This is a genomic window from Pseudomonas sp. TH41 (assembly GCF_016650695.1).
Lineage (GTDB): Bacteria > Pseudomonadota > Gammaproteobacteria > Pseudomonadales > Pseudomonadaceae > Aquipseudomonas.
On the sequence record NZ_JAEKFH010000005.1, the window covers coordinates 305939 to 331837 of the forward strand.

The window sequence follows — 25899 nt, forward strand, 5'->3', positions numbered from 1 at the left end:
TTCCAGGTGATCGTCACCCTGATACTTTTCGGCGGTTAGAAAAAAGTCTCAACTGACTGATTTATATAGCTCCCCATGCTTATGGCACGGACCTTGAAAACAGCCAGGCGCTCACCGGGCAATATCGCCTAGCGGGCACCCTCACGTATCAAGCAAGGAGAGCATCCATGGCTACACCCGCGTATATGTCCGTCACTGGCGAGAAACAAGGTCTGATCACTGCCGGCGCCTTCACCGCCGACTCCGTTGGCAACAGCTACCAGGAAGGTCACGAAGACCAGGTCATGGTTCAGGGTTTCAGCCACCAAGTGATCATCCCGCGTGACCCGCAGTCCGGCCAGCCTACGGGTCCGCGCATTCACAAACCTGTCGTGATCACCAAGGTGTTCGACAAGGCGTCCCCACTGCTGCTGGCGGCCCTGACGTCGGGCGAGCGCATGTCCACTGTCGTCATCGAGTGGTACCGCACCTCGGCTCAAGGCACCCAGGAACACTACTACACCACCCAACTTGAAGACGCGATCATCGTCGACATCAAGGACTACATGCATAACTGCCAAGATCCGGCGAACTCGCACTTCACCCATCTGGAAGACGTGCACTTCACCTACCGCAAAATCACCTGGACCCACGAAGTCTGCGGTACATCGGGTTCCGATGACTGGCGTTCGCCGGTCGCTGGCTAAGTCTGGTCGTTCGATTCAAGCATCGGCCAGTTCTGCTGGTCGATGTAGTTTATTTAGGCCCCTCCAGAACTTTCGCGTCCGAGCCGGCGTGGAACGCATAGATAAAACTACTGGGGGAGCCGCTTGGCGACACGTTGGATATACATTGTCAGACATTCAACTTATGCCCACAGGTATTGCTGCAAGTACGTATCGCACTTCGGGGAGGTGTCCGCCCAGTGTAATGGCCTGGCAATCCATGCACCGGTAAAGAGCCCTGACACTGGGCGAACGGGGGACATTTTAATAGAAGTTGGCCGATATGTCCGTGGGGACACATATGAATTTATCGACACAATGTTTAACAAATGTCGGTTGAAATATCATTTCTGAAAACTTCTCAACCTAACCAATTCGACTGTTAAAACCGATCATTCTTATACAAGAAACTGTACAAGAACGATCAGCACGTAGAGTTAATGCTGACTGGTCACCTTCAGGATGTCGGTATAGGTCACCACAACACTCTGTCCTATTTTCAAGTCTTTCAGTTTCTTCTGCACTTCCGGTCTTTTGACATCGACGGTTTTTGAATGACCGGCCGGGCCTTCGAAGGTCACCTGATTTTTCTTCAGATCGATGTGGGTGATCTTCAGTTGGACCTGCACCTGACGGTAGGCTTCGCCGCCCGGGTTTTTGCTGCCTGGGGCCGCACGAACTTCGCCGGTGCGCTCGACGGTGCCTGGCAAGCCTTTGTCGATATCGGTGTCGAGGTAGGTGGCGATGGAGCGGGTAACTGCGACGTCAACTTTATCGCCGACTTTCAGATTGCTGAGGTTTTTGGCCTTGTCGGTCAGTTGTACATGAACCTGACGACCTTCCGGCCCTTCAAGCACGACTTGATGCTGGGCGGCATCGACCGAAACGACTTTGGTGGTGATCTGATCCTCTTCCACGGCCGCAGACAACGGGATATCCGCAGCCATGGCGCTGAAACTGGCGGCGGACAGCAAGGTGGCGAGGGTGATGGCTTTAGTCAGTGCATGAAGTTTCATAAACGGTACATTCCCTGTGGATTAGAGGCAACAAACAGCACTGAGCCGCAGCCCAGAGTCGTCTGTGCCCATCAGCATAGACGCTGATCAGGGAGTGTTCGCAGTTTCTTGCGTGATCGATTCGCCGCAGGACGGCGCTCAAGCGTCAGGGTCGTCGACCTCCTGTGCGACGTTCACGGCGGGCGAATCCTTATGCGATTGCTCGGCCTTGGCCTTCAGGGCCTGCCACTGTTCGAGGTCGATGGCACCCTGCCCCAACAAATCGTCGGCCACTCGCAACAGTTCGGCGTAATGAACATCGGGGGATTGCTGCCAATAGGCCCTGTCTTCGAACAGGCGCTGCCAGGACGCAAGGTCGGGTGGTTTGAGGTCGTCACTCATGGCGGGCTCCTGTGGGGGCGTTCGTACGGTAGAGAGTTGGGCGGCGTTCGGAGTTCCTGTTGATTGGACATCAAAGATTAAGAGCAAGATCAACAGATCGCAGGCTTCGCCAACTCCTACATGGACCGCGATCTTTTGATCTTAATACCCGGTCATTTCCAGATAGCCTTGCCCCGCGTGACTCCCGCTCAAGCGCACGGGGCCTTCCCAGTAAGGAATGCGCAAATCCATCCAGGCATTGGGGTTGAGGGCATCCAGGGTGATGTCGAGGTGCTTGCCCGGGATTTTGATCGACCAGCGCACGGGCATCGAACGCCCCGCGACGTTCGCGGTGTCTTGCGGCGTGAGGCTGATGTCGTCTGCGTGCAGCAACTGAGTCTGGCCCTGCGCGCCGATCCAGGTGCCGGTGAGGTAAGGCTCACCGGTTTTTTGCCGCATGCGATAGAGCATGACCTGCTCGCCGCTATCCAGGTGCAGGGAAAACCAGTCCCAACCGGTCTGGTTGGCGGTCAGTGGCTGGCTGCTCCACTCGCGGTCGAGCCACGCCGGCCCGCTGACCGAATACGCCTTGCCATCGATTTCCAGTGTACCGCTGGCCTGAAAAAACGGCTGGCTATAGTAGTACGATGCCTGCCCCTGTTCGGATTTCTGACTGAAACCGTTGTCGCCCTGCAGCACCAGTGGACGCGTGGAGATCAGGCGCAGGTGGTAGCTGAACCCTTTGTCGCGGGCACTGAGTTGAAGCTCGGTCAAAGGATCGGTCGCCTGGCTACTGAGCCGCCAATCGTCGATCCATGCATTGAACGGTTGCGCGCTCACCCCGGCCTGACCGACGCCGCCCCGGGCATAGCGTTCGGCGGCGTGGTGCACCGTCGCCGATGTCACGGCCGCGTGGCCCAGCCAGATTGTCTGATTACCCCAACCAGTGACCTCGGGTGCCGCTTTCAATGCGCTGCGAAACAACGTCCATTGCATGCCGAACTCATGGCCCTGATCGTCCTTGAGGTTGGCGGTGACGTACCACCATTCGATGCGAAAACCGTTGTGCGGTCCGTGATCCGCCGGAAAGCTGAACACCCGACCGGGCACCACTTCGGTAAAGGCAGCGGCTTGACCGCCGAGACCGGCGAAACCTTTATCGACAGGCGCCGAATTGTCGCACCCGCCCAACAACGCCAAGCATAAAAAACCGACCTTAATCCTCATGCGCAAACGTCCTCAACAGATCGGCCGGTTGCGTGCGATACAGCGTGTAAAGCGGCCACGCCGAGGCCAGCAATGTCGCGAGCAACGCCAGCCCCATCAACTGCAACAGCTGCACCGGGAACACTCGCAACGGCAGTCTCCAGCCAAACGCCTGAACGTTGATTACCGCGTCCAGGCACCAGGCCAGCGCGATGCCCAAAGGTAACGCGAGCACCAGCGTCAACACGGCCAGTAACCAGGTTTGCCCGAGGTTGAGCAGCATCAATTGCCGGCGTGTCACGCCCAATGCCCACAACGGCGCCAGTTGCCCGAGGCGACTCTGGCTTTGGGTCAGCAGGCTGATGAACAACGCCACTCCCGCCACGCACAGGGTCAGGCTGTTCAACGCGGCGGTGGCGGCGAAGGTACGCTCGAACACTTGGGTGGACCAGCCTTTGAGCCGGGCTTGATCGACAATGCGGCTGTCATCCAGCGCAAAGCGTGCCTGCAGCGCGGTGAGGAAAGCCGGGATCGATGCCGGGTCGATGCGCAGATTGAAACGGCTCGGTGTCAGCTGCGGCCAACCGCGCAGCAGGTGATTGATGTTGACCAGGAGGTGGCCCTTGGGATTGCCGTAGTCGGCGTAGATTCCGACAATCCGCGGCGACCACGCACCGTTCGGCGTGGGGATTGTCAGGTGGTCGCCGAGGCGCACCTTCAGCCGTCGGGCCAGTTGTTCGCTGAGCATCAGCGCATCATCCTTGGCCAGTCGGTCCCACGGGTTATCGCCCAAAGCCTCCAGCAGTGGCCAATGCTGGCGATAGATCGGGTGATCGATCACGCCGAAGACCTCCGCTGGCCAACCTTGCAGCTGGATCGACACTTGCCAGTTGGGCAGTACCGCCGTGAGCTGCGGCTGTTGTTTGAGCCAGGTGTGCAACTCTCTGGCCTGGGCCGGATTTTGTGGGTTTAGGTAGAGTTCAGCGGTCAGGCGTTGTTCCAGCCAGTCGCTGAAGGTCTGGCGAAAACCGGCGGTCATACTGCCGGCGCCGATATTGGCCGCCAACGCCAGCAACAGTGCCATCAGCGCCAGGCTCAAGGCCGGCAGTTGTTGACGACAATCGGCGAGAAACCATTGACCAAGCACCGAACGACTGCGGCTCAGCACCAGATTCAGCACCGAACTCAGCACCACTGGTAACGCCAACGCAGCCCCGAGCAACAGCGCGGCCATCAGCACAAAGCCACTGGCCAGACTATCGCCCCAGATCAACGCCATCAGCGCAATCACCGCGGCAATCGCTGCCACCCAACCCTGGCGCAGCAACCAGCGCGCATGCGCCTGATGCCAGGCTTGCGGGTCGGCCAGGGCCAACAAAGGCAGACGTGCCGCCCGCAATAGACTGCTGGCACCGGCCAACGATGCACCGAGCAGACTCAGGCCGACACCGCTGAGCCACCACCATGGACTGAGGCCCAATTGCCCCGGCACTTCAGCGCCGTACAAGCCGCGCAAACTGGCGGCAACGTCCGGCAACAGCACGCTGGCCAGCAGGTAGCCGCTGGCAACGCCGGCGAGCCCGCCGATTAATGCCAGGCCACCCAGCTCGACGGCCAGGCAGACAATCAGCATCCGCGCATCGACTCCGCAGGCACGCAAGGTTCTGAGCAAGCCACGGCGTTGTTCCAGCGCCAGGCCAATCGCCGCATGAACGATAAACAGGCCGACCACGAAGGAGAGAAACCCCAAGGCATCCAGGTTCAGGTGAAAGCTTTCGGTCAGGCGCGAGAGATTGTTCTCTTCGCCGCGGGTGTTGAGCTGAAGTTGGCCCTTGAGTTGATCTGGCAAGGTCGCGCTGAAATCCTTGGGCAACAGCAGACGCGACAGTTGATCGGGCAACCCCAAAACCTGCTGGGCAAAACCGATGTCCATCAGCAACACACCGGGGGCCATGTCGGTTTGAACATGCAGCGGTGGCAATGCCTCTCCGTTCAAACTCACAGGCTGCGCCCCTTCGCGCAGGCCCAACGCTTGCAACGTCTGCGGCGAAATCCAGGTGCTGCCCGGTGGGCTGAAAAAATTGACGATCTGCTCGATCGCCAACGCCTGACCGGCCACCGCGGAGCCCGCCGGTAACGACACCGGCTCGATGCCCATCAGTTGCAAGCGCTGGTCTTCGTGCCCCTTGAGCATCACCCGACCTTGCAGCACCGGCGATACCGGCCAGCCCGCGCGGCGCAGTTCGACAAACACCTGCTGAGAGAAGGTCCCGCCATTGGCCGCACTGAGACTGGCCTGGGGTTCGCCGCCAATCAACTGACTGGCGCGGGCATAACTTTCCCGCGCATGGCTGTTCAACGCTTGCACCCCGGTCAACAGGCTGGTGGCGAGCCACAGTCCGGTCAGCACACTGAAAAACTGCACAGGATGCTGCCGCCAATGGCTGATCAGCGCCCGCAACGTTTCGCCAAAGACCCGCACGTCAACGCTCGTCCGTGCCAGCCAGACGGCCACCCTGGAGCAGCACTTTTTCGGCCAGTCGCGCGGCCACCTTCGGGCTGTGAGTGACCATCAACAACGTCGTCGGGCTGTCGTCGAGCAGCTCCAGCAACAACTTCAACACCTCATCGCTGGTGGCCTCATCGAGACTGCCGGTGGGTTCATCAGCCAACAATAGTTTCGGTTGCGAGGCCAGGGCACGGCCCAACGCCACCCGCTGCTGTTGGCCACCGGACAACTGCTCCGGATAACGCCGCAGCAAATCCCCCAAGCCCAAGCGCTGCACCAGATGCGCCTGCCAGCGCGGATCATGGCGCCCGGCAAGTCGCGCCTGAAACGCCAGATTGTCCTCCACCCGCAAACTGCCAATCAGGTTGAACTGCTGGAACACCAGGCCGATTTCAGTCCGCCGCCAGTTCGCCAATTGCCCTTCGCTCATAGCCTCCAGCCGATGTTCACCACTGCGAATGCTGCCACGGTCGACCTTGTCCAACCCGGCGATCAGGTGCAACAAAGTGCTTTTGCCGCTGCCCGATTCGCCCATCAGCGCCAGGCTGCTTCCGGGCTTCAACGTGAGGTCGACACCTTGCAACACCGGCAGCGGACCTTGCGGCGTGGCATAGCTTTTGAAGACGCCGCGAACCTGAAGCATGGGCAAACCCGTTCGATGAACATGGGGCAAGGATAGCGGCCCTGCATGGTTTTTGTCCGTTGGCGATTGCGGCCCGGCTCTACCGCCGCCCTAACCTTGAGGCTGGTCTAACCATAACGATAAAAAACGGACGCGGTGGGAGTAGCTAATGGTTTCGGGGATGTATGGGCCGACGCCTTCGCGAGCAGGCTCGCTCCCACAGGGGGTTTTGTGTTCAGCGCAAATCCACTGTGGGAGCGAGCCTGCTCGCGATGGGGTCAGCAGGAGCAACGCGTGACCAACGCTAGCCCACGGGAACGCTATAGTTAATGACCTTGGGGAAACGCGGGAAAACCGATTTCGCAGGTGCAGCCATGAACAAAACCGACCTGACGCTGTTGTTTGCCCTCTGCCTGACGGCTACCGCCTGGGTGCACGCGGACGACAGCCCGATGCAGACCGACCGTTCCAGCAGTGAATTCAATTATTACGGGGCGGACCAACCCTTCGCCCACCCCGCGCCTCCGTCCTTGAGCATCGTGCCGCCGGGGTCGTACATCCCGACATCGCCCCAGAACTTCATTCCGATCGCGAGCCAGCATGACTTCTACGACTCACGATTACCGACGGTCGCGGACGCCTCCGTTCGGGTGTTCATCCGCACCTATGACGCGGAGCACGGTGTCTACGTCAACGAAGAAGTCCTCGACCCCACCTGCCTGCTCGAGTGCCTGAGCCGCCAGGGGCCGTTGATGCAATAACGTTCACCACTGGCGTTTGTCCGGGCGCGCGAGGCCGAGTTTTTCGATCCGGTAACGCAGCATGTCGCGGCTCAGGCCGAGCAGCCGTGCAGACTTGGTGACGTTCCAGTCGGTTTTGTCGAGCATCTTGCGCACCATGTCGCGCTCGACTTCCGGCAAGTTCATGGACTCGGTGCCGTTGTAGAGCGGACGCGGTTCGCTGTGTGGCGGCTCCTGCTGAAACATCGGTGGCTCATCCACCAGGCTCAGGCAGACGTTCAATTGATGGGCGGCGATGGTGTCGGTCTGGGCCAGCAACACGGTTTGTTCAAGCATGTTGCGCAGTTCGCGCACGTTGCCCGGCCAACTGTAGCTGAGCATTAATGCTTCGGCCTGGTCGCTGAAATGCAGGTGCGGTTTGCCATACCGTTTGCCGTGGGTCGCCAGGAAGTGCCGGGCCAGCAGCAGGATGTCTTCGCCACGGGCATGCAGGCGCGGCACCTTGATCGAGATGATGCGCAAACGGAAGAACAGGTCACGCCGGAATTTGCCTTGCTGGACCATTTGTTCAAGGTTGCAATTAGTGGCGCTGATCACCCGCAAGTCGACTTTGCGCTCTTTCACCGAGCCCACCCGGCGAATGGTCCGGTCTTCCAGCAGCTTCAGCAGCTTGGCTTGCAGCAACAGGTCCATTTCACCGACTTCGTCGAGAAACAAGGTGCCGCCATCGGCCGCTTCCACCAGCCCGACGCGGCGGTCCTTGGCGTCGGTGAAAGCACCCTTCTCATGGCCGAACAGTTCCGACTCCACCAGATTGGAAGGAATCGACGCACAGTTGAATTCAATGAACGGGCCTTTGCTGCGGGGGCCGTCGAAGTGCAATGCCCGAGCCACCAATTCCTTGCCGGTGCCGGTCTCGCCTTCCACCAGCACGGGCGGCAGATCGGTGTTGGCCATCCGCCGCTCGGCGTCGAGCAACTGCGCGATGGTGCCTTTGAGGTAGAGCATCGGCGCCGAATCACCGATCAATGCCTGCACCCCTGATTTCTGCGCTTCACGCTCCTGGTAGAACGACAGCGTGCGCTCCATTCGGTCGGTGGCCAGGGCCTTGTCCAGCAGCAGTTTGAGCTCCGGCAGGGCCACCGGTTTGGTGACGTAATGGAAGGCCCCCTCTTTCATCGCTACGACGGCGTCTTCGACGTTGCCGTAGCCGGTCATCATGATCACTTTCAGGTCCGGCGCGCTGATGCGCAGCTTCTGGATCAGATCGTGACCACTCATGCCCGGCAGGGAGTTGTCGGTCAGTACGACATCAGGGGCGAACGTACCCAACTGCTCCAGCGCATCCTCGGCCGAATGACAGACTGTCACCTCGAAGTCCTTGCGCTCCAGGTAGGTCTGAATATTCTCGGCGAGGAGTTCGTCATCCTCGACCAGCAGTATGCTGTGCTCCATATTCCCCTCCCGTTGCCACTTTAAAATTAAGATGTACGCAGGTTCCTTCCTGCTCCTGACTGGTCAGTTCGACCGAGCCCTGGAAACGCTCCATTATTCTTTTGACCAAGGCCAGGCCCACACCCAACCCTCCTTGCTTGGTGGTGAAAAAGGGTTTGAAGACCATTTGCTGCTGCTGTTTGCTCATGCCCTTGCCGGTATCGCTCAGGGTCATGCACAAGCGCCCCGGCGCTGGCGATTCAATGTCGACACTCAACACGCCCCCCTTGGGCATGGCTTCCAGGGCGTTGGCAAACAGGCTATTAAGAATTTGCGTCAGCAGCACTTGTTGGCTGACGACCGGTGGAACGCTACGGAGCGTAAAGCGCACTTCCACATTCGAGCGTTTGATCAATGGCTCGAAGGCACTCAAGGTGTCGTCAATGGCCAGCACCAGGTCCACTGGCTCATAGTCGTCATTCATCGGTCGCAACGACACCAGCAACTCACGGACCCAGCGCGACATGCGATCGACCTGATTGATAATGTCGCCGATGTTTTTCTGCGCGCTCTGGCTGGCGATTTCCTGCGCCAATTCAGCGCTGGAGCGAATGTTCGCCAGCGGATTGCGCAGGCTGTGGGCAACCGCCGAGGACATTTCGCCGAGGGCGACGAAGGTCTCATTGGTGATCAGTTGTTGCTGCTGGCTCTGCAACAAAATCGAGGCGCGTCGCACAATCCAGAACAGCCCCAGGTAAATCGCCGCCCCGCCGAGCAACGTCGCCAGCCAGATCGCCTTGAAGCCCCGCTGGATGCGCTCCACCAGATCGATGGGTTCCTTGTAGATCTCCACCATGGCGATCACTTTGCTCTTGTCGGCATTGAACATCGGGATGTAGTTCTCGATGAACAGGTATTTGGGTTCATGCAGCAACCGCTGCTCGGGGCGTTCTTCATCGATCTGGTGATAGCTGGTGGACACCGGTTCCTTCATTTCGAACGACTCGTCCAGCTCGTCGTCGTCTTCGATGCGCGCGCCGACCAGTTCCGGATTGGTGGACCAGATCACGGTGCGGTCAAGGGCATAGACAGTGGCGAGCAGAATGTCCGGCAGGTGCTCCACATGATCGAGGAATTCGGCACGGGCGGCCGCCTGTGAAATGGGGTCTACGTCAGGCCAGACGTTACTTTCGCGTGGGTCGAGCAGCTCGCCCATGGTTCGGTTCGACGTAATCGCGGCGTGACGTAGTTCGGCTGCACCGATGGCCTGGATGAATTGCGCGGTCAGCATGGAGTCACGCTCAATGCTCTCGTCAACCACGAAGCGCGTGGAGATGTAGCCCAACCCCAGCGCGACGGCGGCGATGATGAAAAAGCTGCCCAGGGAAAACCAGCGCAACAGATTGAACTGTTCGTGCCAGCCCTTGCGCTCTGCTGTCGACGTCCCCGGTGCAGGCATTTTTTGTTGTTCTAGTATCGGCATGGGATCTTCCTGAATACTTGCAACAAGCCTTTTCAGCCGGGTTTCGGATCAGTGTAGGTGGCATTGATCGTGTCCGGCTGCCCAATGACAGTATTTCGCCGCTACGGATCTTGCGCCGCCAGCGTTTGCTGGCGATCCGTCTCTTCCTTCAAGAAACCGATGATGGCTTGCGCGGCGTTTTCATCCAGGCGCAGGTTAGGCATCGGGATTTTTTCGAAGCGTTCGTACAAGTCCATCGCGACCGGGTCCTTTTCCGCGAGCATGCGATCCGGTTCACGGATCCAGCGACTGAGCCAGGCCGGATCACGCTGACGGGTTACGCCGATCAGGTCCGGGCCGATACTGCGCATGCCAATGCCCTGCCCGTCCTGCGGGCCGAGGCTGTGACACGATGCGCAGCGGGTGCGAAACAGCTCCTCGCCATTGCTCGGCGGGCGGATTTCGGGAGCATTGGCGTAGCTTTCTTCAATGCTGGGCTGTTTCCAGTTCTGCAAGGTGTTGGCCAATTGATCGGCCAGAATCCATGGGTTCTCGAAAGGCGAAGCCTTCATCCAGCGGCCCGTTTCCTGGTTGCCGACAATCAGGCTCAGGTTGTGGTCCTTGGTGCGTCCGTTGTCGACGCCTTCGATGAACAACCCGAGTTTTTTGCGCAGATCGGTGACAGCGGCAAATTCGCCCGTCAGAAACTTCCAGCCCGGCCCGACCTTGAAACGTTGGGCGTAAGCCTTGAGCACTTCGGGTGTGTCGCTGAGTGGATCGATGCTGATGGAGTAGAAAAAAATGTCCTTGCCCACCCGATCCCCCAACAACTTCTGCACCTGGCGCAAACGTGCGGTTTCCAGCGGGCAGGAGTCGCTGCACGACGTGAAGATGAAGTTGATCACCACCACTTTGCCCTTGATCAAGTCATCGAAAAAGTGAACCTGCTGACCGTCCTGATCGGTCAGCAGGGTGTTGGGGAAATAGTCGCCGCCCCAGGGTGTCGCCGACTCCGTCGACGACAAGGCTCCTTCATGCGCCAGCAGCACCTGACTGACCAGCAGACAGGTGACCAGTAGCAGAATCAGGTGCAAGCCCAAGGCGCGGGAGCGCGGCGTATGCGGTGTCATGTCGGCTCCCCTGCGGCTCATGGCTTGACCACCACTTTGGGGCCCAAGCCATCGCCATTGCGGAAGGTCGGCAGCGCGGCAGAGTTGACATAGCGCACCCCATCCCAGCTTGGCAGTGGTGTCGGCATCAACTGGAATTGCCCGGGTTTCTCAATGTCCCAGCGCAACAGCATCGAGTTGTCCTCATGCTGAGTGTTGTGACAGTGCTCCATGTACGTCCCGGCGAATTCGCGGAAGTTGATCGCCATCTCGACATTGTCCAGGCCATCTTTTTCCGAGCCAATGCGGTACACGTCCTTGCGTGCCCATTTTTCCCATTCCGGTGGTGCCTTGCCGCCGCGACTGAGGATGATGCCTTCCTCGAAGTGCACATGCACCGGGTGGCTCCAGCCTGTACCGCCAGCCCTGATGTTCCAGACTTCCAGGGTGCCGAATCCAGCCGTCCCGGCGTCGGTCGGACCACTGGCCAGTTTGGTCGCGGTATTCAAGCGACGAGGGTCCATGTGGAAGCCGAAACCGCCATCGGTCTTGACCGTCCAAGGCGCTTCATCGGTGCCATCGGAACGACCGAACGTAAAGGTACGGTGACGGGCCTGAGCCAGCAGGACCTTGTCCGCCGCATTGTCGCGATGGATTTTCAGCGGGATCATCACCAGGCCTTCAGCCTTGCCCGGTTTGGCCGGCTCGTACGCTGCGGGGTCCATGGCCAGGTCCTGACCGGTGTAAGTCTTGACGTTGAGCTGCAAGACTTTGCCCACCCCCGGATCACCCTTGTCCCACTGCGGTCCTTTGCTGGTCTGCTTGATCACCGCCAGGTATTTCTCCGACAGCACGTCCGCCAGCGCGATAGGCTCTTTCGGACCCTTGCCGTCGTCATGTGCCATCAAGTTGACCACGAACAGTTTGTCGCCAGGCTTGATGCCGTTTTTCGCGAAGTTGACGATGATGTCGAAGCGCTCGGCGATGCCTTGGGTTGGCAGAATCGCGTTGTGATTCTGTTTGTCGCCGTCGTTGTCGAGGTCCATGGTGCCGTCGAACGGCACGCTGTGCTCCATGATGTTGCCGTCGTTGGCGATCATGTGAAACGGCACGCGGGCATAGGAGACACCGGAGTTTTTAGGGCCGGGGAACTCGCCACTGCTGCCCTTGATTTCGCGAACCACTGCTAACTTGAAGTAACGCGACACCGAGCCGTTGAGAATGCGGAACCGATAGCTGCGGGCGCGGACATCCAGGGTCGGCTTCCATTGCCAGTTGACCATCACCTGATCACCAAGGAAGCCGTCGGTGTTGAAGGGGTTGAACCACAGCTGACCGTTCTGATCCCAGGCCTTGTCGGCGAACACCAGGTTGACGTCATAGTCGCGGTTACCCCACGGCAAGGCGCTACCGCTGGGAAACCGCAAGTTGACGCCGTCGTTCACCGACTCGTTGCCACGGTCGAGGGCGCTGTAGTAGTTCATCATCGCCGCGTTGCCCTTGTAGACGTTCTGCGCGGTGAAATCGAGCATGTGGTCGTGGAACCAGTGGGTGCTCATGGTTTCGCGCCAGTCGCCACGGATCTTGATCGTGCCGTGGTCGCAGGTCTTGCGGCTCGGGCTCAAGTCGTTGGTCCACAGGGTTTCGCCTGGCGAGCAAGGGAACGCCGCGCGCGGGTCATGGGCGTCGGTGTTGATGCTGTCGTAACCGGCCAACTGGATCGGCCAGCGATAGTCGTAATACTGCCCCGGAAAGAAAAACGCGTTGGCATAGCCGTCGCTTTCCGCCGGTGCGTGACCGTTGTGTTCGTGGGTGCTGATGGTGTGCAGACCAAACCCCATGTTGGCCGACGGGTCGATTGGCAAACCGTTGTAATGGCGCATCAGCACAGGCTGACCGTAACGCACCATCAGCAGTTTGGGCGGCAAGGTCCCGTCGAAGGTCCAGACCGAATTGTGGTTCTGCACCGGCATGTTGGGGTGGAAACGCGCATCGACGCCTTTGGCGGTGCCATCCGTTGCCGGTACACCGGCGACGTTGTGATAGAGGCCACCGGGACCGAACTCACCGACGGCATAACCATGCATCTGGTGGCTGTCACGCCATCCGCTGTTGACCCTCGCGCCGGTTTGTACGGTTTTATAGGCTATTTGCGGGTAGAACTCGTTCCAGCGCTGATGCGACCAACCCTTTCCTGGCGGACGACCTTCAGCAGACGAACCGATGTGGCGGTTGAGGAAGATTTCGATCTGCGATTGCCACGGGTTGCGGTCCACCACGTTCGAGAACTGGCTGGGGAACGGTGTCAGGCCCGGTTGGCGCAAGAAGGCGTCGAGTGCCGCGCTCGGTGGCGCGCTGCGGGCCGCATTGGTGGGGTCCTGCTGTGGCAACGGGCCAATGGCTGCGGGTGGGAAACCCAACGGCGCCGCCGGGGTGGTGGGGTCGAGTTTTTCCGGTCCGAACTCTTCAAACAGGACCAATTGCTGAGTGAACGGCTGAGCACCAAACAACGGGCTTGGCTTGCCATTGGTGGGGTAGTTGAAACTGGTTTGCACCGTCGGCGGCAGGACGTTTTCCTTACGCGTATCGTCGCGGCTGCCTTTGACGCCATCGGGCAAATCGAAGGAATCTTCGTTGGCCTCGGGCATGCTCAAAATGGCATTCAACGCCGTCGCTTCGTCAGCCGGTTCGTCGTAGTAAGCCGAAGGGTCGGTCGGTTCGGGCTGTCGCTCGTCATCGATGGGGCTGGCGCGTAGCGTCGCTGTGCCCAGCGTCATTGTCAGAAGGACGCTCAGGGGCGTCAACAGGCCGAACCATTTGAAGGGGTGCCGCGCTTTTCTGTCCATCACCAGCCGCCTCGAAGTCATGAAGGGGGTAGTGGTGGTTTTGCAAGGACCTCGCCAGATTTGTAACCGTTTTATTCGAAAGTATTAATACCCAACAAAACAATGGCTTATCAACATCAATGTGCCATAACCGGCAAAAACGACTGGGGAATGACACCCGCTAACGGGGAAAGTTCACACCCATGTTCAGGGAACCCGTTTGAACGACAGACGGACAGAAGTGCCATCGCCTTCACGGCTGCCCAGGGTCACTGAACCGCCAAATCGCTCCATGATTCGCTTGACCAGCACCAGCCCGACACCGAGCCCGCCCTGCTTGGTGGTAAAGAACGGCCGGAAGGCCATACTGCGTTGTTCTTCGGTCATGCCTTTGCCGGTGTCTTTCAACTCGACACGGACACCTTGGGCATCGGTCGACTCCAGCGTTATCGTCAGTGTGCCGCCGTTGTCCATGGCTTCCACCGCATTGGCCAGCAGGCTGTTGAGGATCTGCGTCAGCTGCACATGCTGGCTCAGGATCATGGGTGTCTGCACGGGATTGAACACCACCTGGACGCGAGCCTTGGTGAACTGCGGCGCGAAAGCCATCAGGCTGTCATGCAACGCCGCCACCAGGTTGACCGGCTCGGCCTCGTCATTAAGCGGGCGCAAGGATTGCAGCAGCTCCCTCACCCACTTCGACATGCGATCAACCTGGCCGATGATGTCAGTGATGTTCTTGTGGGCCGGACCGCTGTCGAACTCCAGGGCCAGTTCGGCGCTGGAGCGGATCGTCGCCAACGGATTACGCAAACTGTGGGCCACCGCCGACGACATCTCGCCCAGGGCCACGAAGGTTTGGTTGGTGATCAGCTGCTTTTGTTGCGTCGCCAGCAAAATAGCCGCCCGCCGCACGATCCAGTAGAGCCCCAGATAAATCAGCCCGCCGCCCAGGGCCGTGGCCAGCCAGATCAGCACCAGACCGCGTTCCATGCGGTCGATCAGGTCCTTGGGTTCCTTGTAGATCTCGACCATCGCCGTGACAGTGCGGCCATCGGCATCGAACAGCGGAATGTAGTTTTCAATGAAGATGTAATCCGGGGGGATCACGAATTTCTGCTCCATCCGCGCCTTGTCGACGTTGTGATAACTGGCCGACACCGGAGTCTTGAATTCGAAGGCGTGGTCCAGGTCTTCGTCGGCGTGAATCGTGGTGCCCATCAATGACGGGTTGGTCGACCAGATCACCATGCGGTCGGGCGCATAGACATTGGCGAGGATCACGTCCGGCAAGTGCGCGATATGGTCGAGGAATTCGCCCCGGGCACTGGCCCGTGCCATCGGGTCGACGTCGGGGAAGTCCTTGTCTTTGCGTGGGTCGAGCAGCTCGCCCATGGTTCGCACGTTAGGGATCGACACATGGCGAACCTCGGCCGAGGCAATCGCCTGGATAAACTGGGACGTCAACAGCGCATCGCGCTGCACGCTCTCGGTAATCACAAAACGTGTGGACACCGCCCCCAACGCCACGGCCACGGTACCGATCACCGCCATGCTGATGAGCGAAAACCAGCGCAGCAGATTGAACGGCTGTTTTCGCGAGCTCAGGCGTATATCGCCCTGCTCGGACCGGAGTGTTTGTACAGGCATGTCCATGGGCGGTATTCCCGACGTTTCCCCTAATGGGTTATAGCCCACTAATGGCTGCTTGCCCGTATTTGGGTTTTGTTCCCCCACCGCCCCGGTTACCCCCATCTCCCCCCAATGCTGGGGAATGGCGCCCGTTCCTTTGGCCGGCGGTCAGCCACCGATTTATGCGCAAAACGCCTGGTCTCGGGCCTCACACGGCGGTTTTCGCCGGTTGGTATGGAAGTTGCCGAACCCCTCTCAACTGACCCATCCCCACGGGACAGGTTCTCCGATAGAGGGATTAACTCATGCACCCTTTACTGTCCAAAACCGCGACCCTGCTGGTCGTGACCGCTCTGGCCCAAAGCGTCGCACAGGCGGCATTGTTTGCCGTCGATCCCGGTCCCTACCTGCCGGCCAATGGTTCGTTCGCCGCCTGGTATCAAGACACCCATGGCAGAACCCTCGACCTGTGCCTGTCCAAGGCCGTCAGTTCACGCGTGCCGAGCGCACCGGGCGCACCGACGTACATGTGCAATTTGCTGCCGGCGCCCGGGATCTTCGACGATACGAAACCGGTGGTTTTCCCGACCAACTTCCCCGACGAAGCCTTCTGGTTCACCGGTGACGGCACAATCGTCGACGCCGCCCGAGGCATCGACCTCACCTATGTCAGCGCCGTTGAAGCCGCCTTCAGTGGCGGCGACCCGGTTGAGGGCGACCAGATCAGCTTCGCCCGTATCCGTATTCGTGTCGATGTCCCCACCGCCGGCACCTACGTCATTACCCACCCCTACGGCGTCGATGTCTTCAACGTCGACACCCCCGGGCGACGGGCAATAAACATGACCCGGGACATCGGCATTGGCGCGCCGAAAACCTACGACGGAGCCCTCAAAGGCGATATAGGGCCGTTCCTGCGCAGCGTCAACGGCCCCTACACCGAGACCAATCCGGTCACCGGTCAGGCCGACCAATTCGTTGGCGATCCAAACCTTTCAGAAGCCTTCACCGGCAGCCCTTTCAACACCAACTTCATTCGCATCGAAGGGCCTAACGGGCTGGATTTACGCACCACGGTGATGGCCCTCTCCGGCAAATTGTCGACCGTGATCCGGCCGACACCGTTGATCACTCAACGCAGCACCTACTCACGTAAAGCTGGTGCAAGCGCACCGATTGCCCAGCAAGACGTCTTCGTCATGGCACCGCCTCCACCGGCCAAAGTCACCCTGGACAGCAATAACCCGGTGCTGAACCTGACCGAGGCCGACACTACTGGTAACTGGTACGCACAGTCTTCAGCCAACCCGTCGTTGCCGAGCACCTTGCAGGTGACCGCCGACAACCATCTCGCCATCCCCGGCAGCACCCCAACCACCCTGTCCATGCCATTGACCGATCTGGTGGTGATCCAGCGAGCCGAGTTCAGCCTGAGCACCGGGCAAATCACGGTAGTGGCCTCGACCAGCGACGAAACCTCGCCGCCCGTCCTCACCGCCACCTCTGGCACCGGTACGGCCATTGGCGCCCTCAGTGGCGACGGCGCGGTGAAATCCCTGTCCACCGGGATCTCGCCCATTCCACCGGCCAAGGTTCGGGTGACGTCATCCAATGGCGGCAGCGATACCGAAGAAGTGGTCATCGTGCAATGAACGCTCACATGCCCAGATCCTCATCAGGAGGCATCATGAACAATTGGCCACGCCTGGCGCTCAACGCCTTGGGACTGACTCTATCGCTGTCCGGCAGCGCATTCGCGCAACTCGCCGCCGTCGACCCCGGCCCTTACACCTTTGCCACGGGGAAATTCCCCATGTGGTATCAGGACAACAATCTGCTGTCGATGGAACTGTGCCAGTCCCGGGCCGCCAGTTCGCGGGTGCCAGCGACCGTGCCACCGGCCTACATGTGCACCCTGCTGCCGACGCCGGGCATTTTCGACGACACCCTGCCGATGGTGTTCCCGGATAACTGGCCAGACGAAGCCTTCTGGTTCCTCGCCGAGACCAACATTCCCAACAACGCCGCCGGCTACGGTATGGACGCCTACGTGGCCGGGATAGAAGCAGCTTTTGCCGGCGGAAATCCGGTTGATGGCGATCAGATCAGTTTTGCGCGGATTCGTATGCGGATAAACGTGCCCGTCGCCGGGACCTACACCGTTACTCACCCTTATGGTGTGGAAACGGTCAATGTCACCACCCCCGGTCGCCGGGCAATCAACATCACCAAAGATATCGGCATCGGTGCGTTGGGGAATTTCAGCGGAGCATTGAACGGTGCCATCGGGCCCTTCCTGCGCAGCGTCAACGGCCCCTACACCGAAGTGAACCCGGACACCGGCTCGATCGAAACCTTCGTCGGCGACCCGAACCTCACCGAACAAGTCACCGGCAGCCCCAATAACACCAACTTTGTACGCATCCAGGGCCCGGCCGGGACGATCGAGACCAGCCTGTTCACACTGGCCGGCAAAGTCTTCGACAATCGTGCGCAAACCCATGTGGACGTTAGCCGTGCAACCTACCGCCGCACCACCTCTGGCACTGGCAGCGCCACCCGGGTCGAAGTCTTCGGCAAAGCGGACAGCGGCTCGACCCTGTGCTTTCGCGAAACCGTCGCCCTCGTGCCCGGCCCACCGCCTACGCCATGCCAGACCAACATGGTCGGCGACAACAATGGCTTGTTCTTCGGCAATCACCTGATCACCGGCAACGTGCCTGCGGTCGTGGTGCTGACCGCCACCAACCCGACCGGCAGCACCCGGCCTACGTCGGTGTCGAGCAAACTCACCGACGTGGTGAAAATCCAGACTGCTCGTTACAGCTACAGCAATCACAGCCTGCTGATCGAGGCCACCTCCACCGATGAAGTGGTCGTGCCGGACATGGTCGCTCAGGGTTATGGACGCCTGTCGAAGTCCGGCACCCTGCAAAAACTGACCATCGCCGACCTGCCACAGCCACCGGCGACCGTCACGGTCAAATCCGCCGCGGGCGGCAGTGACACCGAGCCTGTCGTCGTGGTCGGAACCGCACCGGATACCGGCGAGAACCAGGCGCCGATCGCCGCGGCCGACACCGGCAGCACCAGCTTCGGCGTGCCGATCACCCTCAATCTGTTGGCCAACGACCATGACCCCGACGGCAACACGCCGCTGAGCATCACGGCGCTGACCCAACCGGCGGCGGGCCAGGGTACCGTGGTATTGAACGGGATAGCATCGGTCGTCTACACCCCGCCAGCCGTGGTCAATGCACCACTGACCACGACCTTCACCTACAAGGCTCAAGACGTCAAAGGCCTGGCCTCGACCGCTCCGGCGACCGTGACCATCACCGTTGCGCCTAACCAACCGCCGGTAGCCGTTGCCGACAGCGTCGCGACCCTGGGCGTGGCGATACCCATCAACGTACTGGCCAACGACACCGATCCGGAAGGCAACGTGCCGCTGGCCGTCGCCAGCGTCACCCAACCACCGGCAGGTCGCGGCACCGTCAGCAGCAACGGCACGGTGATCACCTACACCCCACCGGCCACGGTCACCACGGCCTTCACCACGACCTTCACCTACATCGCCCGGGACAGCTTCGGCGCCCTGTCGATCGCGCCGGCCACGGTCACGGTGCAAGTCTCGCCAAAACCTGCTCCGGAAACCTTCACGGTGACCACGGCCACGGTGTCGGCTCGCTCCAACAACCGCTTCACCTGGGACTTTGCAGGCACCTCATCGGTGACCACCGGCAACACCATCACCATCCAGGTCAGCACCCCGACCGGGCTGCAAACCCTGGGCACCACCACGGTGCCGGTGACCGGTCGCTGGCGGCTGACAGTGAACAACATCACCACGGTGATCCCGTCGGTGAACCCGACCGCCACCATCACCTCGTCCCAAGGCACCGTGCGTACCGTGTCGGTGATCTCGAACTGAGTCCTCGCCCCATCGACCACGTGGTTGATGGGGCAGGTCTTAATCCAAAGGACAACGCCATGAAAACGTCCACCGCCGCCCTGCTCTGCCTGCTTCTGCTCTGCAGCAGCGCAGGCGTGCGCGCCGACGATTTGATGGAAAACGACGACCTGGGTCCCGGCGGCGATCTCGGGGAGATGCCACCGCCGATTGGCCAGCACGCGCTGATCGACCAGAACGGCCAGGCCAACGTTGCACTGTTGCAACAGAACGGCCAGTCGCTGCTCGGCACCATCGTCCAGTCGGGGAGCAATCAGGAAGCCTACATCCTGCAACAAGGCAGCGACCTGATGGCAATGATCACTCAGCAAGGTTCGGGCAACGATGCGTCGATCACCCAGACCGGCAGCCACAACCGCGCACAGATTTCCCAGAACGGCAATAACAACGACGCCAGCATCGACCAGGCCGGCACGGGGCTTTCAAGCGCCGTGACCCAGTCCGGAAACGGCATGAGCGTCTCGGTCAAACAATATCGCTAAAGCACTGCACCACCTGGAGGTTTCATCATGTTCAAACTGACGCCCCTTACCGCCGCCATCCTGGTCATTGTCAGTGCCCAAACCATGGCCGCCGACAGCGTTTCCACACAAGACCAGCTCGGCACGTCCAACATCGCCAATGTGAAACAGATGGCGGCCCCGTTCAGTACCGCCACTCAGCAACAACTCGGTCAGGGTAACGATGCGGCGACACTACAAGACCACGCCACCAGCACCATAACCCAGGATCAGGTCGGTGATTACAACGCCGGCTATGCCGAGCAGCTGTACGAAGACGGCAGCACCATCACCCAGCAACAGAGCGGCAGCCTGAACGTCAGCCATGCCAGCCAGTCGATCGGGTTGGCCAGTAGCGAGGTATTGCAACAACAGCAAGGCAGCGGCAACTTCTCGTTTGTCTATCAGGACAGTCAGGACGGCACCACCGGTACAACCTTCCAGTTCGGAGACAACAACGAAGCCAACATTGAACAGACCCAAGTGGGTGTCAGCAATAACGCGACGGTCACCCAGTACGGCAATACCAACTACGGCACCGCCGAGCAGGTGTCCCATACCGGCGGACAGATCGGCATCAACCAGTCGGGCGAAGGCAACTATGCCTATGGCGACCAGCGCGACGGTGAAGGCAATACCCTGACCATCCATCAGTATGGCGATCTCAACGGCACGGAAGTCTGGCAAGACTCCCAGGTTGCCAGTCAGGCGACCATCAACCAGTACGGCCAGACCAACGAAACCGTGGTCGACCAGAGCTTCGGCGAAAACAACGCCGCCCAGATCCTGCAAGTGGGCGACCTCAATGCGATTTATGCCGACCAGTTCGAATCCGTCGGCTCGACCCTGGCGTTGTACCAACAGGGCACCAACAACGTGCACTTCACCTACCAGACCGGCGACAGCCATGTGCTGAACGCCACCTCCGTGGGTAACGACAACAAGGTCTACGCCAGCAACTGGAAAGGCCCGCAAAAAGGCGGCCAATTCGGCACCAACCAACGCGCCACCGTTAACCAGAATGGCAACGGCAACGTTGCCAACTTCACCCAGGACGGCGTCGGCCACATCATGACCGCTAACCAGACCGGCACTGGCAACAAAACCACGGTCAAGCAGGCCGATTCCTACAACGAGCTGTACTTCGACCAGAACGGCAGCGACAACATCCTCATCGCCGACCAGCGCGGCACCGCCAACCTGGCTCAGGGCTCTACTAGCGGTTCGGGCAACAGCACTGAATTCATCCAGTCCGGCACCGGCAACGAGGCCTACACCAACCAGCTGTATGGCCGCGACAACATGATCACCGTCAAACAGGCTGACACGATGAACGTGGCGTATGTGACCCAGGGTGGTACCGGGAACATTGCCAGTGTCGATCAGAGTGGCGTGACGCAGACGGCAAATGTGCAGCAGTTTGGTTCGGCTAACAGTGCGACGGTGTTGCAGCAGTAATCGCGCGGCATAAAAAACCGCGGCCCTTGAGGAAGGGTCGCGGTTTTTTATCGCCTCTGTAGGAGCTGCCGCAGGCTGCGATCTTTTGATCTTTCTTTAGGCGCGACTTCTGAAGATCAAAAGATCGCAGCCTGCGGCAGCTCCTACAGAGGCGGTGTTTAGTCTTGCGGATCGAGGTTATCCAGTGCCCGGTTTACGGCCAGGTCGGCCAGCATGATGATCTGCTGGATACCCAATAGCGTGCTGCGCTGTGGTCCGTCCAGAAACGTCGCGAAATCACTGGCCATGACACTTGCGGAAGCTAGGGATTCACAGGCGTGAGCCAGCAGGCTTTCGGTATCGATGTTCGGGGTGATGAAGAACATGGTGCTGGGTTTGTGGGGGGCGGAGGATTTGAGGATGGCGGGTTTTAGGTGGAGGTCGCGGGAATAGCTTGCGCTCGTGGTTTCGGTTGCTGATTTGGGAGGATTGGGAGTGGGTTTGGGCATGGAAAGTCTCCTATGAAAACTTGAACCACCATGACCTATCGCTAAACAAGTAAGGGTGGCAGCTGTGCGCAGGTTAGCGATCCGGGGCATAGGAAACCCGGGTAGACCCGAAGGTCTCCCACGCACAGCCGCCATGACACAAAATTGCAGACACAAAAGGCTGCACTTGAGGCTGGGGCGTTGTGGCACCTATGTATGGTTCGGATCGCTAAACCCGACCGCTGAATTGGCAGCGATGCACAGACGATAGAGACCAGGGACAAGACGCACAAGCCGGCGGATTCTGGCGTAGTTGTAGGCAACGGCGCAAGGATCTGTAGCTTTCATCAAGTAACGCTAAACACTCTTAAACACACCCTTGAATAAGCACACATTCCCTGTGGGAGCGAGCCTGCTCGCGAAGGCGGAGTGTCAGCCAACATCAATGCTGAATGGCACACCGCAATCGCGAGCAGGCTCGCTCCCACAGGGAATTGGGCGCCATCTGCAGGAGATTGGTCGGCTGTCAGACCGCCATCGCGGGAAAGCCCGGCTCCCACAAGGATTGAGTACACCTGCAAGAGATTGGTCGGCTTTCAGGCCGCCAAGATCAAGATCAAGATCAAGATCAAGATCAAGATCAAGATCAAAAGATCGCAGCCTTCGGCAGCTCCTACAGTTGGATCAAGTACACCTGCAAGAGATTGGTCGGCTTTCAGGCCGCCTTCGCGAGCAGGCTCACTCCCACAGAAAAGCAAAAACAAATCGACGTACACGCGTTGCTTCTCACCACTCAACAGGCCGAGCGTTAGCTCGCCTGCAGCTTTTGATCTGCCCGCCCCTTCGGGAGGCCGAGTGGAGGTTCTGCGCAGTGGGCAGCCCGGCATGGATGCCGGGCTAGCCGCCCCCGGCCATGGATGGCCGATGGCGGCGGGCCCACGGAGCAGGACCGGAGCGAGGGTACCCCGAGCCTTAGCGAGGGGCCGGACGCTGGGGCGAGCGTTTTTTTGCTTACTTTTTTTAGGCGCTTGTAAAAAAAGTGAGTCGCCGTAAGGGCGAAACCTTAAGCAGACGTTGCCGCAGGAATGGATATGTACACCTGAAAGAGACTGGTCGGCTGTCAGGCCGCCATCGCAGGCAAGCCAGCTCCCACAATGGTTCCGGGCACATCCGCAAGAACAGGTCGGCTGTCAGGCCGCCAAGATCAAGGTCAAAAGATCGCAGCCTTCGGCAGCTCCTACAGAGGATCGGGGCCGCCAAGGTCAAGATCAACAGCAGGTCGGCCCGGAGGCCGCCTCGGTTCACTCGCTCTCAGGATCAACCTTGTTCTGAGTCAGGTACCGATCCAGCGTCTCATTCTGCGGCACCGAATTATCCCCCGCCACCTGCCATAAACGCCGCTCAATCCCTTGGGCCAAAAGGTGCCCCACCGCCGACTCGATCGCCGACAACACACACAACTGCGCCGGCTCGTTCGTGGTGTACCCGACCTCAGCCTCCAGCAACTTCTTGAACTCAATAAACTTGAACACCCCGGCACTGCGGCCCACGGAATAAATCGTCTTGCTGGTCATCACATTCGCCAACACCTGACCACTGCGCACATCCACCGCCCGCAGGTTCACCGTCACCTGATCGACGCGATACTCCCGGGAAATATCGATACCCAGATAACGCGCCCCTTCCCCACCGCTGCGCACGTTAGTGTCATACGCAATGATCCCGCCCTCCAGCATCATGTTCGCCGCTTGCAGCGGTGGCAACTCAGCCAGGATGTTCACCGGGGTGTTCGGTTTCTTTTGCGAGGCACGAATGATCTTGCGTTCAGTCAGCAAGTTCTGCAGCCCTTCACGCTCCAGCACCACAAACCAGCCACTGGCCTGCAACGCATCCATCAACATGCTCGCCGCACCCTGGGTCACGCTGGTGGAAAACGAGCTGGCCGGGGTCGGCTTGTATTGCCCGGTCTGATCCCGGAAGCCATACACCACCGCCATCAACCGGCCCTTGGGTCGTGGCATGTTGAGCAAGTCGTAGTAGGTCGAGGCCCTGGGGGTCAGGGTCGGGGTTTCGGTGTCTTGCTCGGCCGACATCGGCTCGCGCAGACTGCAGCCTTGCAACGCTGCCAACAGCATCCCTAGCACCATTATTTTTTTCATGTCCATCACTCCCCATTGACCCAATTCCCCGTCAAGGGGCGAGGCCATTCACCTTGATTTCCGACACTTCACCGCTCGCCCGGTCGGTCACTTCGATCGACAGCGCACCCGAGTCGTCGATGACGTTGACGATAAAGGCGTCGGTGGACAGGCTCCCGGTATTGCCGGTCGAGATGTTGTCCAGCAACTGCCCCAGCAACCTCGATTGCAGCTGACTGCTGAAACGCTCGAGGGCTGAAGTCCCCGCTACGGTGGCGCGGTCTTTCAAATCAGGATCGTCGAAGTCGTTCTGCGCCTGGGCATTGTTGAGCAGCCAGGTCCCGTTCAACGGGTTGCCACCGAACGACGGGTTGATGGGCGTATAAACCAGCTCCGTGGCCTGCACCAGGCTGCAACTGGCGACCCCGAGCAACCACATGCCCGTGCGCTGCGAGAAAGCTCTCATGTTCATAGTTCGTCCCTCTCAAGGTCGGTGGTGTCCTGCAACAAGGTTTCGAGCTTGCGCCGCACGATCTCCATACGGACCAGATCGGCAGCCTCATAGGCCTCATCCTTCAACTCCACGGTGTTCGGCGGCAGGAAGCGCCGATAAACCAGTCGCTGCTGAAATTCCACGGTCACCAGGCTGCCCCAGCGTGCCGAAGGGCGTTCACGCACCACCAGGTTGAAATCCATCGGGCTGGTGGCGCGCAGGCGTTCGCTGAACGCGTAGTAAAAGTCGTGGCCAATGTGCGAGATCGTGTCGTCGACGATGAAGCCCAGCATCTCGTCCTCTTCCCCGGCCGTGGCGATGGAGGTCGTCAATAACAGGATCAAGGCCAAGCAGAATCGGTTCATGGCTGCAACGCCTGAGGTGTTTTGCTCTGGACTTTTGCCGGCCCGGCCCCGCCCTCGAGGAAGGCCTTTTCAGCCACGAACTGCCAGTCCTTGTAACTCGCCATGCCGGTGAAGTCGGACCACTGACTGGGAAAATCCACCTGCTTGAGGGGTTTGTCCGTGGAGGGGCTGCTGAGGCCGGTGATACGTCCGTCGAAGCCGCGCATCAGCGTCCATTCGCCGCCACTGATCGGGTCCGGGTACAGCTGGCGCAGGTGATGTTTGGGGGTCGGAAAACGCTCGTCCTGCAACAAGTCTTCCAGCGCTTTCGGGTACTGGGCCAGGCCTGGCGAGCTGCGGTAATAGCTGCGCAGTGCCTGGGCGTATTGAGTGCCGACCCAGAGCAACTGGCGTTCACGATCACGGCGTGACGCGGTCGCCCACAACTCGCCGGCACTGGCCAGGCCCATGCCCATGACCATGATCAGAAACAGCACGCCCAGGTAGGTGAAACCGGCCTCGTTCGAAGGCTTACCACTCGGAATAAAGGCTGCCATCACGCGCCCTCCCTGTGGCACCACTTTTGATATCGGCCACCCCGCCCGCCACGCCGTCAGGTGGCGCGACCATGACCCAGGTGTCTTTGCGCTCGGCAATCGGGTCCATCGGCGCGTTGCGCAGGTAACGCTGCTCGACCAGTTGCTCGACGGAATCGGGATAACGCCCGGTGTCGCCGTAGTAGTGATCCAGGGCTTCGCGCATCGCCGACAGGCTTTGGCGCAAAGTGGTCTCTTTCGAGGCCTCGAGGCTGTTGAAGTACCGGGGCAAGGCAATGGTCATCAGAGTCGCGATGATTGCCATGACCACCATCAATTCCAACAAGGTAAAACCCTTCTGCCGACGCATA

General features: G+C 59.9%; 22 protein-coding genes. 6 read left to right on the top strand and 16 right to left on the bottom strand.

Annotated elements, in window-relative coordinates; translation table 11 throughout:
• The first annotated feature begins 167 nt into the window (after positions 1-167).
• Positions 168-686, top strand: a complete 519-nt coding sequence (locus tag JFU37_RS19890) for an Hcp family type VI secretion system effector (protein ID WP_201117744.1) — start codon at positions 168-170, stop codon at positions 684-686.
• A gap of 455 nt (positions 687-1141) precedes the next feature.
• Here the strand turns inward: JFU37_RS19890 and JFU37_RS19895 are convergent, their stop codons facing one another.
• The 5 genes from JFU37_RS19895 to JFU37_RS19915 form a co-directional block, all read right to left on the bottom strand.
• Positions 1142-1720, bottom strand: a complete 579-nt coding sequence (locus tag JFU37_RS19895) for a hypothetical protein (protein WP_201117746.1) — start codon at positions 1718-1720, stop codon at positions 1142-1144.
• Between the two features lie 138 nt (positions 1721-1858).
• Positions 1859-2101: a hypothetical protein gene (locus JFU37_RS19900; RefSeq protein WP_201117748.1), complete on the bottom strand. Its 243-nt coding sequence runs from the start codon at positions 2099-2101 to the stop codon at positions 1859-1861.
• 141 nt (positions 2102-2242) lie between these two features.
• The gene (locus tag JFU37_RS19905) at positions 2243-3307 is read right to left on the bottom strand and encodes a lipocalin-like domain-containing protein (RefSeq protein ID WP_201117751.1); all 1065 of its coding nucleotides are present in this window, start codon (positions 3305-3307) and stop codon (positions 2243-2245) included.
• Positions 3297-5768 carry an FtsX-like permease family protein gene (locus JFU37_RS19910; RefSeq protein WP_201117761.1) on the bottom strand — a complete coding sequence of 824 codons (2472 nt, stop codon included), beginning with the start codon at positions 5766-5768 and terminating at the stop codon, positions 3297-3299. Before JFU37_RS19910 ends, JFU37_RS19905 begins: the two co-directional genes overlap by 11 nt.
• A gap of 1 nt (position 5769) precedes the next feature.
• Positions 5770-6438, bottom strand: a complete 669-nt coding sequence (locus JFU37_RS19915; RefSeq protein WP_201117763.1) for an ABC transporter ATP-binding protein — start codon at positions 6436-6438, stop codon at positions 5770-5772.
• A gap of 353 nt (positions 6439-6791) precedes the next feature.
• Between JFU37_RS19915 and JFU37_RS19920 the strand changes: the two genes are divergently transcribed.
• Positions 6792-7178 carry a hypothetical protein gene (locus tag JFU37_RS19920; protein ID WP_201117766.1) on the top strand — a complete coding sequence of 129 codons (387 nt, stop codon included), beginning with the start codon at positions 6792-6794 and terminating at the stop codon, positions 7176-7178.
• Positions 7179-7181: 3 nt separating this feature from the next.
• Here the strand turns inward: JFU37_RS19920 and JFU37_RS19925 are convergent, their stop codons facing one another.
• From JFU37_RS19925 to JFU37_RS19945, 5 genes are all read right to left on the bottom strand, one after another.
• The gene (locus JFU37_RS19925) at positions 7182-8612 is read right to left on the bottom strand and encodes a sigma-54-dependent transcriptional regulator (RefSeq protein ID WP_201117768.1); all 1431 of its coding nucleotides are present in this window, start codon (positions 8610-8612) and stop codon (positions 7182-7184) included.
• Positions 8581-10074, bottom strand: coding sequence for a sensor histidine kinase (locus JFU37_RS19930; protein WP_201117770.1), 1494 nt, complete (start codon positions 10072-10074; stop codon positions 8581-8583). Before JFU37_RS19930 ends, JFU37_RS19925 begins: the two co-directional genes overlap by 32 nt.
• Positions 10075-10175: 101 nt before the next feature.
• Positions 10176-11204, bottom strand: coding sequence for an SCO family protein (locus JFU37_RS19935; RefSeq protein ID WP_201117772.1), 1029 nt, complete (start codon positions 11202-11204; stop codon positions 10176-10178).
• Positions 11201-14008 carry a multicopper oxidase domain-containing protein gene (locus JFU37_RS19940; RefSeq protein WP_201117781.1) on the bottom strand — a complete coding sequence of 936 codons (2808 nt, stop codon included), beginning with the start codon at positions 14006-14008 and terminating at the stop codon, positions 11201-11203. Before JFU37_RS19940 ends, JFU37_RS19935 begins: the two co-directional genes overlap by 4 nt.
• A 186-nt stretch (positions 14009-14194) precedes the next feature.
• A complete protein-coding gene (locus JFU37_RS19945) occupies positions 14195-15643 on the bottom strand; it encodes a sensor histidine kinase (protein WP_201117784.1) in 1449 nt (482 codons plus the stop codon).
• Between the two features lie 281 nt (positions 15644-15924).
• Between JFU37_RS19945 and JFU37_RS19950 the strand changes: the two genes are divergently transcribed.
• From JFU37_RS19950 to JFU37_RS19965, 4 genes are read left to right on the top strand one after another with little or no spacing between them, the layout of a single operon-like run.
• Positions 15925-17271, top strand: a complete 1347-nt coding sequence (locus JFU37_RS19950) for a hypothetical protein (RefSeq protein ID WP_201117786.1) — start codon at positions 15925-15927, stop codon at positions 17269-17271.
• Between the two features lie 35 nt (positions 17272-17306).
• Entirely contained in the window at positions 17307-19553 is a 2247-nt protein-coding gene (locus tag JFU37_RS19955; protein WP_201117789.1) for an Ig-like domain-containing protein, read from the top strand.
• 59 nt (positions 19554-19612) lie between these two features.
• On the top strand, positions 19613-20074 hold the full coding sequence (locus tag JFU37_RS19960) for a curlin (protein WP_201117790.1): 462 nt from the start codon (positions 19613-19615) through the stop codon (positions 20072-20074).
• A gap of 27 nt (positions 20075-20101) precedes the next feature.
• Positions 20102-21550: a curlin gene (locus tag JFU37_RS19965; protein ID WP_201117792.1), complete on the top strand. Its 1449-nt coding sequence runs from the start codon at positions 20102-20104 to the stop codon at positions 21548-21550.
• 158 nt (positions 21551-21708) lie between these two features.
• On the opposite strand, the gene JFU37_RS19970 is transcribed toward JFU37_RS19965, so the two are convergent.
• From JFU37_RS19970 to JFU37_RS19995, 6 genes are all read right to left on the bottom strand, one after another.
• Complete coding sequence (locus tag JFU37_RS19970) at positions 21709-22038, bottom strand: DUF6124 family protein (protein WP_201117794.1); 330 nt, start codon at positions 22036-22038, stop codon at positions 21709-21711.
• A gap of 1280 nt (positions 22039-23318) precedes the next feature.
• Positions 23319-24176: a CsgG/HfaB family protein gene (locus JFU37_RS19975; RefSeq protein WP_201117797.1), complete on the bottom strand. Its 858-nt coding sequence runs from the start codon at positions 24174-24176 to the stop codon at positions 23319-23321.
• 31 nt (positions 24177-24207) lie between these two features.
• Positions 24208-24627, bottom strand: a complete 420-nt coding sequence (locus JFU37_RS19980; protein WP_201117799.1) for a curli assembly protein CsgF — start codon at positions 24625-24627, stop codon at positions 24208-24210.
• The gene (gene csgE, locus JFU37_RS19985; RefSeq protein WP_201117803.1) at positions 24624-25013 is read right to left on the bottom strand and encodes a curli production assembly/transport protein CsgE; all 390 of its coding nucleotides are present in this window, start codon (positions 25011-25013) and stop codon (positions 24624-24626) included. Before csgE ends, JFU37_RS19980 begins: the two co-directional genes overlap by 4 nt.
• Positions 25010-25549: a type II secretion system protein gene (locus JFU37_RS19990; protein WP_201117805.1), complete on the bottom strand. Its 540-nt coding sequence runs from the start codon at positions 25547-25549 to the stop codon at positions 25010-25012. Before JFU37_RS19990 ends, csgE begins: the two co-directional genes overlap by 4 nt.
• Positions 25524-25898 carry a type II secretion system protein gene (locus JFU37_RS19995; RefSeq protein ID WP_201117807.1) on the bottom strand — a complete coding sequence of 125 codons (375 nt, stop codon included), beginning with the start codon at positions 25896-25898 and terminating at the stop codon, positions 25524-25526. The genes JFU37_RS19990 and JFU37_RS19995 overlap by 26 nt, the downstream gene beginning before the upstream one ends.
• Between the last annotated feature and the right edge of the window lies 1 nt (position 25899).